This window comes from Enterococcus gilvus ATCC BAA-350 (genome assembly GCF_000407545.1).
Taxonomy (GTDB): Bacteria; Bacillota; Bacilli; order Lactobacillales; family Enterococcaceae; genus Enterococcus_A; species Enterococcus_A gilvus.
The window spans coordinates 24,007-37,078 of record NZ_ASWH01000001.1; the positions used below are offsets into that span (position 1 = coordinate 24,007).

General features: G+C 39.6%; 11 protein-coding genes. All 11 read left to right on the forward strand.

Features of this window, described 5'->3' with window-relative positions; all coding sequences use genetic code 11:
• Window positions 1-371: 371 nt before the first annotated feature.
• The 11 genes from dnaA (at window position 372) to rplI (ending at window position 13,010) form a co-directional block, all read left to right on the forward strand.
• Window positions 372-1,697, forward strand: coding sequence for a chromosomal replication initiator protein DnaA (dnaA, locus tag I592_RS00125; RefSeq protein WP_010782264.1), 1,326 nt, complete (start codon window positions 372-374; stop codon window positions 1,695-1,697).
• 233 nt (window positions 1,698-1,930) lie between these two features.
• On the forward strand, window positions 1,931-3,061 hold the full coding sequence (gene dnaN / locus I592_RS00130; RefSeq protein WP_010782263.1) for a DNA polymerase III subunit beta: 1,131 nt from the start codon (window positions 1,931-1,933) through the stop codon (window positions 3,059-3,061).
• Between the two features lie 235 nt (window positions 3,062-3,296).
• On the forward strand, window positions 3,297-3,539 hold the full coding sequence (gene yaaA / locus I592_RS00135) for a S4 domain-containing protein YaaA (RefSeq protein ID WP_010782262.1): 243 nt from the start codon (window positions 3,297-3,299) through the stop codon (window positions 3,537-3,539).
• Window positions 3,526-4,644, forward strand: a complete 1,119-nt coding sequence (gene recF / locus I592_RS00140; RefSeq protein WP_010782261.1) for a DNA replication/repair protein RecF — start codon at window positions 3,526-3,528, stop codon at window positions 4,642-4,644. The genes yaaA and recF overlap by 14 nt, the downstream gene beginning before the upstream one ends.
• A complete protein-coding gene (gene gyrB / locus I592_RS00145; protein WP_010782260.1) occupies window positions 4,645-6,594 on the forward strand; it encodes a DNA topoisomerase (ATP-hydrolyzing) subunit B in 1,950 nt (649 codons plus the stop codon).
• A 14-nt stretch (window positions 6,595-6,608) separates the two neighbouring features.
• On the forward strand, window positions 6,609-9,113 hold the full coding sequence (gyrA, locus tag I592_RS00150; protein ID WP_010782259.1) for a DNA gyrase subunit A: 2,505 nt from the start codon (window positions 6,609-6,611) through the stop codon (window positions 9,111-9,113).
• Between the two features lie 183 nt (window positions 9,114-9,296).
• Complete coding sequence (gene rpsF / locus I592_RS00155) at window positions 9,297-9,599, forward strand: 30S ribosomal protein S6 (protein WP_010742561.1); 303 nt, start codon at window positions 9,297-9,299, stop codon at window positions 9,597-9,599.
• 44 nt (window positions 9,600-9,643) lie between these two features.
• The gene (gene ssb / locus I592_RS00160; RefSeq protein ID WP_010782258.1) at window positions 9,644-10,156 is read left to right on the forward strand and encodes a single-stranded DNA-binding protein; all 513 of its coding nucleotides are present in this window, start codon (window positions 9,644-9,646) and stop codon (window positions 10,154-10,156) included.
• 23 nt (window positions 10,157-10,179) lie between these two features.
• Window positions 10,180-10,413, forward strand: coding sequence for a 30S ribosomal protein S18 (rpsR, locus tag I592_RS00165; RefSeq protein WP_010742563.1), 234 nt, complete (start codon window positions 10,180-10,182; stop codon window positions 10,411-10,413).
• A gap of 183 nt (window positions 10,414-10,596) precedes the next feature.
• The gene (locus I592_RS00170; RefSeq protein ID WP_010782257.1) at window positions 10,597-12,561 is read left to right on the forward strand and encodes a DHH family phosphoesterase; all 1,965 of its coding nucleotides are present in this window, start codon (window positions 10,597-10,599) and stop codon (window positions 12,559-12,561) included.
• Window positions 12,558-13,010, forward strand: a complete 453-nt coding sequence (gene rplI, locus I592_RS00175) for a 50S ribosomal protein L9 (protein WP_010782256.1) — start codon at window positions 12,558-12,560, stop codon at window positions 13,008-13,010. The genes I592_RS00170 and rplI overlap by 4 nt, the downstream gene beginning before the upstream one ends.
• Window positions 13,011-13,072: the final 62 nt, after the last annotated feature.

Genomic DNA, 13,072 nt, shown 5'->3' on the forward strand with positions numbered 1-13,072 from the left:
AAGTTGTGCAAAACATTTTTTGTTAAAAAAAGATGAATAGAATTTTCAAGACGTTTTTCCCCAAAAGTTTAGTCTCTTAAAAACTTATGCACATGGTGGATAAGTTTTGTGCATAAGTCCTTTTACTCTTTGCCTATCAATACGTTTGTTTTCTGTTTCCTGTGTATCGGTTCGTGGAAAAAGAGAAATTTTAACAGACATCCAATCAACTGTGCATATCTTTTTCCATGCTCGTGGAAAGCTTTTTGAATTTTTATACATTTTGTGGAAAAAAGGAAATTCCTGTTAATTCGTTTTAGGTTGTGGAAAACTTTTTTAAAAAATGATAAAGTAAGGCTATCTGAATTTTATTAATATAGGAGGCGACTTATTTGACCTCATTGGATAATTTCTGGCAGGAATTGAAGGACAGTTATAAAAATGACCTTAATCCTGCCAGTTATGACGCTTGGGTTGGTACAGCTAAACCGTTAGCTTTAACAAATAATCAATTAACGATCGAAGTCACAAGCGATTTGCATAAGCGCTATTGGGAAAAGCATTTAGCAGCAAAAATCGTCGAAATCGGGTTCAAAGTAACAGGAGATGAAATTATGCCTCTCTTTGTAACACCTGATGAAGCTCCACCGATTAGCATTGTCGAAAAAGAGGAAGCTCCCAAAGTAGATACGACAAAGCGAGCTATGCTTAATCCGAAATACACATTCGATACCTTCGTAATCGGAAAAGGAAATCAAATGGCACACGCTGCTGCGTTAGTTGTTGCAGAAGAACCTGGATCAATTTATAATCCGCTCTTCTTCTATGGTGGTGTCGGTTTAGGGAAAACACATTTGATGCACGCGATCGGTCATCAAATGTTAGCCATTAATCCTCATGCAAAAGTTAAATATGTTTCTAGTGAAACGTTTGCAAATGACTTTATCAACTCGATCAAAAACAAGACTTCAGAAGAATTTCGTCAAGAGTATCGCAAAGTCGACTTATTATTAGTTGATGATATTCAATTTTTCGCAGATAAAGAAGCGACACAAGAAGAATTCTTCCATACATTTGAGAACTTATATAATGACAATAAACAAATTGTACTGACTAGCGACCGTTTACCAAATGAAATACCGAAACTCCAAGAACGCTTGGTTTCACGCTTTGCATGGGGCCTATCCGTAGATATCACGCCACCAGATCTAGAAACACGGACGGCTATCTTGCGTAAAAAAGCCCAAGCTGAGAATCTTGAAATTCCTGATGATACCTTGAGCTATATCGCTGGACAAATTGATTCAAACATTCGTGAGCTAGAAGGGGCCTTGGTCCGTGTGCAGGCTTTTGCCACAATGAACAGTGCAGATATTACAACTAGCATCGCTGCCGACGCGTTAAAAAGTCTAAAAGGAACAAGCAATGCACAGCTTTCCATCAGTAAAATCCAAGAAGAGGTGGCAAAATTTTATCATATTCAAGTAAAGGACTTAAAAGGGAAAAAACGAGTGAAAGCAATTGTTGTTCCGCGACAAATTGCTATGTATCTAGCTCGCGAAATGACCGAAAGTTCACTACCAAAAATCGGGGCTGAATTTGGAGGCAAAGATCACACAACCGTTATCCATGCCCATGAAAAAATTAGCCAATTGGTGAAAAATGATCGCACGATTCAACAAGAAATCGCTGAAATCAAAAATTTGCTTCTTGGTTAGCTTGTGGAAAATAATAAAAAAAAGAGTTTGTTTATCCACAAGTTGTCCACAAGTGGAAAACTTAATGCAGCAATCTTTAACCTGATTTTTCCACAAGATTAACAGGACCTACTACTTTTATTATTTAATTTACTTAAATAAATAAAAAGAAAAGGCCTGTGATCACACAGTATCCTTTTACGTACGTACGGCTTCACTAAAAATAAATAAATAATTTAAAAAGGAGTTTCATTATGAAATTTACGATTAACCGTGCTCGCTTTATTCAAGAATTACAAACAGTGCAACGAGCTATTTCTACTAAAACAACAATTCCAATCTTAACGGGAGTGAAAATTGAACTAAATAACGAAGGACTGAACTTAACAGGTAGTAATGCAGATATTTCCATAGAAACCTTTCTAGCTGCGGATGATGAAAAAGCAGAATTACAGATTTCTGAACCGGGGACGATTGTATTACAAGCGCGATTCTTTAGCGAAATCATCCGACGTTTGCCAGAAACAACGTTTACTCTAGAAGTACAAGAAAATTATCAAGTATTGATTTCATCTGGTGCGGCTCACTTTACAGTCAATGGTTTAGATGCAGATAATTATCCACATTTGCCAGTAGTAGAAGAGCAAAATCAATTGAAATTGCCTGTCCACATGTTGACAAAATTAATCGGAGAAACAGTTTTCTCTGTTTCTCAACACGAAAGTCGTCCAATTTTAACCGGGGTTCATTTCACAATGTCTAATGAACAATTGTTAGCTGTAGCGACGGATTCCCATAGATTAAGCCAACGAATTGTTCCTATAGAAAATGCCAATAAAGATTTTGATATTGTTATTCCTGGGAAAAGCTTAGTGGAACTCTCTCGTTCACTATCTGATGAAGAAGCAGAAGTCGAAATCAGCATCATGGAAAATCAAGTCCTATTTAAAACACCTACGATGTATTTTTACTCTCGCTTGCTTGAAGGAAATTATCCGGATACCAATCGTTTGATTCCCACAAGCTTTAATACGGAAATCACGTTCTCTGTTCCAACATTTTTAGCAGCGATTGAACGGGCATCGTTGCTTTCTCATGAAGGACGCAACAATATCGTTCGCTTAGCAATCGCCGATAACTCAGTCATTCTTTACGGAAACTCGCCAGAAATTGGTAAAGTTGAAGAAGAATTGGTTTACGAAAAAGTTAGTGGAGACCCGTTAGAAATTTCTTTTAACCCTGACTATATGAAAGATGCTCTGCGTGCTTTTGGGGATATGAGTATCAAGATCCAATTTATTTCAGCAATCCGTCCATTTACTCTTGAACCAAGTGAAGGGGACGTATCCTTTATTCAATTAATTACTCCAGTGCGCACAAATTAAAGGAAATCTAGTGAGTTTCACAAATTTTTTGAAAAATATGAAAATATTTTGTAAAATACGCAATTCCAGTAAAAGGTCTTAAAATCGATTTTAAGGCCTTTTACTTTTTTTTGAGTGAATTAATAAAAACGGCTTAGAACTTCTTAAATCGAAAAATACAACGAGTTAATTTGTTTTATCTCTTAAAAAAGGGTATAATAAAGAGGTGTTTCTAGCATGAAAATGAGGGATGAATGTGAAACAAAAAATTTTTTTAGAAACAGAGTTCATGACGCTTGGTCAGTTATTGAAAGAGATCGATGTAATCTCTAGCGGTGGACAAGCCAAGTGGTTTCTAGCAGAAGAAACAGTATTTGTAGATGGCGAGTTAGAAAATCGCCGCGGCCGAAAGCTCTATCCTGGAATGATGATTGAGATTCCTGAGGTAGGAACTTTTTTTATGGTCAAAAATAAGGAAGAACACGATGCAGCTGAATAAGCTAGAGTTGAAAAACTATCGTAATTATCAAGAGCTGGTCCTGAAATTTCCTAACCGATTAAATGTTTTTTTAGGAGAAAACGCTCAGGGAAAAACCAATCTTTTGGAAAGTATTTACGTTTTAGCATTGACCCGTAGTCATCGTACGAGCAGTGAGCAAGAATTGATCGGCTGGAAGGATGATTTCGCTCAAATTAAAGGGCGTATAGAACGTGGGACAAGCGAGCTGGAATTGGAATTGCTGTTGACTAAAAAAGGGCGCAAATCCAAAGTTAATCATATTGAACAAAAGAAGCTGAGCAGCTATATTGGCCAGTTGAATGTTATCTTGTTTGCACCTGAGGATCTGTCTTTAGTAAAAGGAAGTCCGCAGACCAGACGACGTTTTATTGATATGGAGTTAGGCCAAATCAATCCAGTCTATCTTTATGATTTGGCTCAATACCAACAGACGTTAAAGCAGCGAAATCTTTATCTAAAACAATTATCTGAGAAAAAGCAGATGGATGAGATATATCTTGATATTTTAACAGAGCAATTGGTAGATTTTGGCAGTAAAGTTTTAGCCAATCGTTTGAAGTTTGTTAAAAAGCTGGAACGTTGGTCTAATGACTTGCATGGGAAGATCACGAACCAAAAAGAAGCATTAGCAATCGAATATGAGGCGAGTCTTCCGCTTGAAAATGAAAGTGTTGAAGAAATCCGCAAAGTTTTTCTAAGAGAATTACAGAAAAACCGCAAGCGGGAAATTTTCAAAGGAAATACATTTTTAGGTCCTCATCGAGATGATTTAATCTTTAAAGTTAATCAAAAGAACGTCCAAACCTATGGCTCACAAGGTCAACAAAGGACGACTGCGCTAAGTGTCAAATTAGCAGAAATTGATTTGATGAAAGAAGAAACAGGTGAATATCCGATTTTACTTTTAGATGATGTCATGAGTGAACTTGATGATAGTCGTCAAATCCATTTATTGGAGACGATCGAAAACAAGGTCCAAACATTTTTAACAACAACAACATTGAATCATGTGAAAGGGAAAATGACGGTCCATCCGGATATTTTTTATGTCCATCAAGGGCAGATAGAAAGGAAAGAGACATAGATGACAGAAGAGGAAAAGAGTTTATTAGAACGTGCCCAAGAGTACGATGCTAGTCAGATACAGGTACTAGAAGGGTTAGAAGCAGTTCGAAAACGTCCTGGGATGTATATTGGTTCAACCAGTACAGAAGGATTGCACCACCTTGTTTGGGAAATCGTGGATAACTCCATTGACGAAGCTCTAGCGGGATTTGCGTCTCACATTCATGTAGTGATCGAAGAAGACAATAGTATCACCGTCAGCGATGATGGCCGGGGAATCCCCGTCGATATCCAAGCGAAAACAGGTCGTCCTGCCTTGGAGACCGTCTATACGATCTTGCACGCCGGTGGGAAATTCGGCGGTGGCGGATACAAAGTGTCTGGAGGGCTTCACGGTGTGGGGGCTTCAGTCGTAAATGCGTTGTCTTCGTCCTTGGATGTACGCGTCTTTAAAAATGGAAAAATTTATTTCCAAGAATATCGTCGCGGTGCTGTTGTAGATGACTTAAAAGTGATCGGTGAAACAGAGAAGCATGGAACAACGGTTCATTTTATGCCGGATACTGAGATTTTTACAGAATCAACAGTCTTTAACTTTGATAAATTAGCTACTCGGGTTCGAGAATTGGCTTTCTTAAATCGAGGATTGAAGATCTCGATAGAAGATAAACGTGAAGAAAAACCGGTTTTGCGTGAGTACCATTACGAAGGCGGGATCAAAAGTTACGTTGAACATTTGAACCATAGTAAGGCAGTCATTTTTGAGGAGCCTGTGTATGTTGAAGGGGAGCAACAAGATATCACGGTTGAAGTAGCCATGCAGTATACAGATGGGTACCATACCAATATCTTGAGTTTTGCTAATAATATTCATACGTATGAAGGCGGAACGCATGAATTTGGGTTTAAAACAGCGTTGACGCGTGTAATCAATGATTACGCACGCAAGCAGAAAATCATGAAAGACAATGATGAAAATCTTTCTGGTGAAGATGTACGAGAAGGATTAACAGCGGTTATTTCGATTAAGCATCCGGAACCACAGTTCGAGGGACAAACAAAAACAAAACTTGGGAATTCTGAAGTTCGTACGGTTACAGATCGTTTATTCTCTGAGAACTTTTTGAAATTTTTGATGGAAAATCCTTCTGTTGGCCGTCGAATTGTTGAAAAAGGAATCCTTGCTGCTAAGGCACGTTTGGCAGCAAAACGTGCTCGTGAAGTGACACGTCGTAAAGGTGCGTTAGAAATCAGCAACTTGCCAGGTAAATTGGCCGATTGTTCAAGTAACGATCCGAAGAAATGTGAATTGTTCATCGTCGAAGGAGATTCCGCTGGTGGTTCAGCGAAACAAGGTCGGAATCGAGAATTTCAAGCAATCTTACCGATTCGCGGGAAGATCTTGAATGTCGAGAAAGCTTCCATGGACAAAATTTTGGCCAACGAAGAAATCCGATCATTGTTTACAGCAATGGGAACTGGTTTTGGAGCAGACTTTGATGTATCGAAAGCACGTTACCATAAATTGGTTATCATGACTGATGCCGATGTCGATGGGGCTCATATTCGGACGTTGCTGTTGACGTTATTCTACCGCTACATGCGCCCAATCGTGGAGGCAGGGTATGTTTATATCGCGCAACCACCGTTGTACGGGATTAAACAAGGGAAGAATATTACTTATATCCAACCAAGTAAAAATGCAGAAGAAGAATTGTCACAAAAAATGTCTGAACTGCCAGCAACACCGAAACCTAATGTTCAGCGTTACAAAGGGTTAGGAGAAATGGATGACCATCAATTATGGGAAACAACAATGGATCCAGATAATCGCTTGATGCTGCAGGTAAGCGTTGATGACGCGATCGAAGCCGATCAAGTCTTTGAAATGCTGATGGGCGATCGAGTAGAGCCGCGCCGTGCGTTTATTGAAGAAAATGCGCACTACGTTAAGAACCTGGATATTTAGTGAGGAGGATCGATTTGGAAGATCGAAGAGAGAATATACAAGCCGTCAATCTAACCAGTGAAATGAAAGACTCCTTCATTGATTACGCGATGAGCGTTATTGTAGCACGTGCTTTACCAGATGTTCGGGATGGCTTAAAACCCGTTCATCGTCGGATTTTATACGGAATGAATGAACTAGGAGTGACACCAGACAAGCCTCACAAAAAATCAGCCCGTATTGTTGGGGATGTCATGGGGAAATACCATCCTCACGGAGACAGTGCCATTTATGAATCGATGGTTCGGATGGCTCAGTCCTTCAGCTATCGCAATATGTTAGTAGATGGTCACGGAAACTTTGGTTCTGTTGATGGTGATGGTGCTGCGGCGATGCGTTATACCGAAGCGCGTTTAAGTAAGATCGCAATGGAAATGTTGCGGGATATTAACAAAGATACTGTTGATTTTCAAGGAAACTATGATGACAGTGAGCAGGAACCTGTGGTGTTACCAGCAAGATTCCCTAATCTACTAGTCAACGGGGCAACTGGGATCGCCGTCGGCATGGCGACGAATATTCCGCCTCACAACTTGAGAGAGGTTACAGCTGGAATCGAACTATTGATGGAAAATCCTGAGGCAACAACGCAGGAATTAATGGACTGCATTCCAGGACCAGACTTCCCAACTGGCGGGTTAGTCATGGGGAAATCCGGTATTCGTCGAGCGTATGAAACAGGGAAGGGTTCAATTACCGTACGGGCAAAAATTGAGATTGAAGAACAAAAGAACGGGAAAGAACGAATCCTGGTTACCGAATTGCCTTATATGGTCAACAAAGCGAAGCTTATTGAACGTATTTCTGAATTACACCGGGATAAACGAATCGAAGGAATCACTGATCTGCGGGACGAATCTTCTCGCGAAGGTATGCGTATTGTTATCGAGGTTCGCCGTGACGTTAGTGCCTCAGTCATTTTGAATAACTTATATAAGATGACTTCTCTGCAAACGTCGTTTAGCTTTAATATGCTAGCAATCGAAAAAGGCGTACCAAAAATATTAAACTTGAAACAAATTCTAGAAAACTATATCGAGCATCAAAAAAATGTGATTACTCGCCGGACGATCTTTGATAAGAAAAAAGCCGAAGCACGGGCACATATCTTAGAAGGTCTGCGTATCGCATTGGATCATATCGATGAGATCATTGCTACGATCCGCAACTCCGCTTCGGATGATATCGCAAAAGCCACGTTGATTGAGCGCTTTGAATTATCTGATCGTCAAGCGCAAGCAATTTTAGATATGCGTTTACGCCGTTTAACGGGCTTAGAACGCGAGAAAATAGAAAATGAGTACCAAGAGCTGTTGAAGACGATCAGCGACTTAGAAGACATTCTAGCGCGTCCTGAGCGTGTGGAAGAAATCATCCGTACGGAATTAGCAGAGATTGCTGGAAAATATGGCGATGCTCGTCGAACAGAGCTGCTAGTGGGCGAGGTCTTGAGCCTTGAAGACGAAGACTTGATTGAAGAAGAAGATGTTGTCATTACTTTGACGAACAACGGCTATATCAAACGGGTCGCATCAACGGAATTCCGAGCACAACGCCGCGGTGGACGCGGCGTTCAAGGAATGGGGATCCATAATGATGACTTTGTGAAGACATTGATTTCCTGCTCCACGCACGATACGTTGCTGTTCTTTACAAACAGTGGTCGTGTCTATCGGGCAAAAGGGTATGAAGTTCCTGAATACGGACGCACGGCTAAGGGAATTCCTATTATCAATTTATTAGGGATCGATTCAAGTGAAACGATTCAAGCAGTGATCTCGGTTAATGGGCAAGCAGAAGACGGCCATTTCCTATTCTTCGTAACGAGAAAAGGAACAGTCAAGCGAACAACTGTAACAGCCTTCTCAAACATTCGTGCCAATGGATTGATCGCAATTGGCTTACGTGAAGGCGATGAGTTGGTCAATGTAATGTCTACGGAAGGTGATGAAACCATCATCATCGGGACGCATGATGGCTATTCTGTAACGTTTAAAGAAAAAGCCGTTCGTGATATGGGAAGAACCGCTAGCGGTGTCCGCGGAATTCGCTTACGTGATGAAGATTATGTGATTGGTTCAGCAGTATTGAAAGAGGATCAAGAGGTCTTAGTTCTTACTGAAAAAGGTTATGGTAAACGAACCAAAGCTTCAGAATACCCAATTAAAGGCCGTGGTGGTAAAGGTATCAAGACTGCGAATGTCAAAGATAAAAACGGTCCACTTGCCGGATTGACTGTTGTGAATGGTGATGAAGACATCTTATTGATTACTGACAAAGGTGTCATTATTCGCTTCAATGTCGGGGGTGTTTCGCAAACAGGTCGCGCTACTTTAGGCGTTCGATTGATGAAGATGGAAGAAAATACGAAAGTCGTGACCATGGCAATCGTTGATAAAGAAGATGAAGAACTTGAAGAGACCGAAACAAATGAAACGGTTGAAACTTCGGATGAATCAACAAAAGATGCTGAAGAATAAAAAAAGTTTTAAAGGCTGGGAGCAATCCCAGTCTTTTTTCGTAACTTAAAGTAAATAAACAATTGATTTTTGTAGGACGATTATGTATAATGATTATTTGTGAGTAGTCTAGATAAAATTTAGATCGCTCTCCTTGCTCTTAAAAATTTAAGAGCCTTATAGTCCATAGGGAGGTGAAAATCAATGAGTCAAAATACGAAGTATGAAATCACATACATCATTCGTCCGAACATTGATGAAGAAGCAAAAACTGCTTTAGTAGAACGTTTCGACACAATCTTGAAAGATAATGGTGCAGAAATTATCGATTCAAAAGATTGGGAAAAACGCCGTTTCGCATACGAAATGAACGGATTCCGTGAAGGTATCTACCATATCGTCAATGCAACTGCACCAACAACAGCTAGTGCAGTTAACGAATTCGATCGTCTTGCAAAAATCAATGACGATATTATTCGTCACATGATCGTTAAGATTGAAGAATAATTGTTTCACGTGAAACAATTGACGAGAAGGGAGCTGGCTTTACTTTGATTAATAATGTTGTATTAGTTGGTCGTTTAACAAAGGATCCTGATTTACGCTATACAGCAAATGGTACTGGAGTTGCAACGTTTACCTTAGCGGTGAATCGTAATTTTACGAATCAAAGCGGGAATCGCGAAGCGGACTTTATCAATTGTGTGATTTGGCGGAAATCTGCTGAAACTTTAGCTAATTACGCGCGTAAAGGAACTCTTTTAGGGGTTACGGGACGCATCCAAACAAGAAATTATGAAAATCAGCAAGGACAACGTGTCTATGTGACTGAGGTTGTTGCTGAAAACTTCCAATTATTGGAATCTCGCAATGCGAGTGAACAACGTCAACAGAATCCAAGCAATTCTAATGACAATTTCCAAGGCGGGTCAAATAATTTTAACAACAACAACTATGATCAATCCTCTCAGTCAGCTAAGAACACTATGCCTGACTTCGATCGAGATTCAGATCCATTCAGTGGGTCCTCAATCGACATTTCAGATGATGATTTACCATTCTAACAATTGAATAGGAGGGAAACGGAATGGCACAACAAAGAAGAGGTCGCAAACGTCGTAAAGTAGACTATATTGCTGCAAATCATATCGAGTACATCGATTATAAAGATATTGAATTACTAAAACGTTTCATTAGCGAACGTGGTAAAATTTTACCTCGTCGTGTAACTGGAACAAGTGCTAAAAACCAACGTAAATTAACGATCGCTATCAAACGCGCTCGTATTATGGGCTTATTAGCATTCGTTTCTGAAGAATAAAATGTAATTTTAAAAGAGACTTCATTTTTGAAGTCTCTTTTTTTTTGTTTCACGTGAAACATTCAAGAAAGTCGCTTGCTAGAGGAGATTGTGATAGAATTACACTGTTGGACAATTAACTTGTTTTACTTGAAACATGCTTGTTAGTAGTTAAACAAGCGTGATTAAAATAGGAGGGTATAAATGAAAAATAAACCTCAAATAAAATGGTCTTTTTTCTTCCTCTGTTTATTATTGATTCAATTAGCAGCGATCTTTTTGTTGCCATTTACTATTTTGACAGCAGTGATTGTTATATTAATTGACCTTTTGTTATGGATTTATACGGTCTTTTTGAGAAATCGTATTGAAATCAGCAATCAGCAAAAAATTCAATATGCTTCACATCGTGCCCAAGAAGCGTTGGACTATGTGTCCGAGGATATGCCAGTAGGGATCATTACCTGGGATGAAAATAATACGTTTATTTGGACAAACCCAGCGATAACAAAAAGTGTACAGGATCTGACAAAAGAGGATCAGCAGGACATGGTCAATGAACTGCTGCAACGAGCTGAAAAGGGAAAAAGTATCTACAAAATAGGTGATATCCTCTATCATTTTGATTTGAATCATGAGAAGCGTGTCGTTTATTTGATTGATATAACGAAGGAATACGCATTAGAGAATAAAGAAAAGCAACAACAAGCAGTTGTGGGGATTCTTTCTGTCGATAATTATGATGATGTGATAGATCGTCGAGATGATAAGGAGATTTCAAATTTGAATTCCTTTATTACAACAATTATTTCTGACTGGATGGACTCCTATCAGATTTTCTATAAGCGTGTGAATGCGGAGCGTTTCTTTCTTTTCGCTAGGTACGATGATCTGGAAAGGATGATTGAGAATAATTTCAATTTGTTAGAGCATATTCGTGTTTCAGCAGAGAAGCAAGAGATGCTGATTACTGTTAGTATGGGAATCAGTTATGGAACGGAGTCTCTAGAGGTCATTGGCGATGAAGCGCAAAACAATCTGGATATTGCCCTAGTGCGAGGCGGGGATCAGGTAGTTGTTAAAAATGCTGGTGAGGGAAATAAACCTGTCTTCTATGGCGGAAATTCAGCGAGTGCGGCGAAAAGAACAAGGGTACGTTCTCGTGCCATGTCAACGGCCTTGAAGAATGTGTTCAATCAAACGGGCAATGTTTTCGTTATGGGGCATCGTTTTCCCGATATGGATGCCATTGGTTCGGCGTTTGGTGTTGCCTGTTTAGCCCGATACCATGATAAGAACGTTCAAATTGTAATCAACGAAGAAGAGACGATTCCTGATGTAGAACGTTGTTTGGAAGAGATTCATCAAAACGGGGATTTAGAAGATTTGTTGATTTCACCCGAAATGGCTAAGAAGCAGCGGAAGCCAGGCGACCTGTTAGTGATGGTAGACTATCATCGACCTTCGTTATCCATTGACCAGGAATTATATGAGCAGTTTGAAAATATTGTTATTATTGATCATCATCGAAGGGGAGAAGAATTTCCTGAGAAATCATTATTAACGTATATTGAATCTTCTGCATCCTCCGCTTCAGAACTGGTAACAGAGTTGATTCAATTTGAAAGCAATGAACGACAAAAAATGAGCAAGATGACAGCTACTTTGCTGCTTGCTGGAATTACAGTCGATACGAAAAATTTTGCAGTACGGACCACGGCTCGAACATTCGATGTCGCTAGTTATTTAAAGACTTGTGGAGCGGATGCTTCTTTAGTACAATATTTATTGAGTACAGATATTCAGTCTTACCTGGAAATCAGTAAGCTGGTAGGTGAGAGTGACTATGTTAGGGATGACATCGTAGTTGCTACAGGGACAGATACCCAAGAGTACGATAGCGTAACAGCAGCCAAGACTGCGGATACATTATTGTCGATGGTGGATATCAATGCAGCCTTTGTCATTATCAAACGTACAGATGGGGTAATCGCGATCAGTGCACGCAGCTCTGGGACGATTAATGTCCAGATTGTGATGGAAGCATTGGGTGGTGGCGGCCATTTTACAAATGCCGCTACTCAATTGAAGGATAGCAGTATTGCTGAAGCAAAAGAACAATTGCTCGAAGCAATCAATAAACAGTTAACGGAGGGGACAGAAGAATGAAAGTAATTTTTTTACAAGATGTTAAAGGTAAAGGAAAAAAAGGTGACGTTAAGGAAGTCCCAACAGGATACGCACAAAATTATTTACTAAAAAATCATCTAGCGAAAGAGGCTACAAAAAGTAGTATCTCAGAACTAAGCGGACAAAAGAAAGCGCAAGATAAAAAAGCTGCAGAAGTATTAGCAGAAGCAAAAGAATTGGCGGACTTTTTAGCAAAGGAAGAGACGGTTGTCGAAATCAAAGCCAAGGGCGGCGAAGATGGACGATTGTTTGGTTCGATTCCTTCGAAGCAAATTGCGGAAGGCTTAAAGAAACAGTATGATCTGAAAATTGATAAGCGCAAAATTGAGCTAGAAAATCCAATCCGTACACTAGGCTATACGAACGTTCCTGTCAAACTACACACAGAAGTAGAAGGAATAATTAAAGTCCATGTGGTAGAAGAATAAATCATTCGAAAAGAATAATGACAAGAGGAGTATGAGGATTCTTGAAAGTAAGAGAATTCCTT

What these genes read in the sequence shown, in the direction of transcription:
- rpsF (WP_010742561.1), top strand. Translation starts at nt 9,297, where the DNA reads ATGAGTCAAAATACGAAGTATGAAATCACATACATCATTCGTCCGAAC.
- recF (WP_010782261.1), top strand. Translation starts at nt 3,526, where the DNA reads ATGCAGCTGAATAAGCTAGAGTTGAAAAACTATCGTAATTATCAAGAG.
- rplI (WP_010782256.1), top strand. Translation starts at nt 12,558, where the DNA reads ATGAAAGTAATTTTTTTACAAGATGTTAAAGGTAAAGGAAAAAAAGGT.
- I592_RS00170 (WP_010782257.1), top strand. Translation starts at nt 10,597, where the DNA reads ATGAAAAATAAACCTCAAATAAAATGGTCTTTTTTCTTCCTCTGTTTA.
- gyrB (WP_010782260.1), top strand. Translation starts at nt 4,645, where the DNA reads ATGACAGAAGAGGAAAAGAGTTTATTAGAACGTGCCCAAGAGTACGAT.
- dnaN (WP_010782263.1), top strand. Translation starts at nt 1,931, where the DNA reads ATGAAATTTACGATTAACCGTGCTCGCTTTATTCAAGAATTACAAACA.
- rpsR (WP_010742563.1), top strand. Translation starts at nt 10,180, where the DNA reads ATGGCACAACAAAGAAGAGGTCGCAAACGTCGTAAAGTAGACTATATT.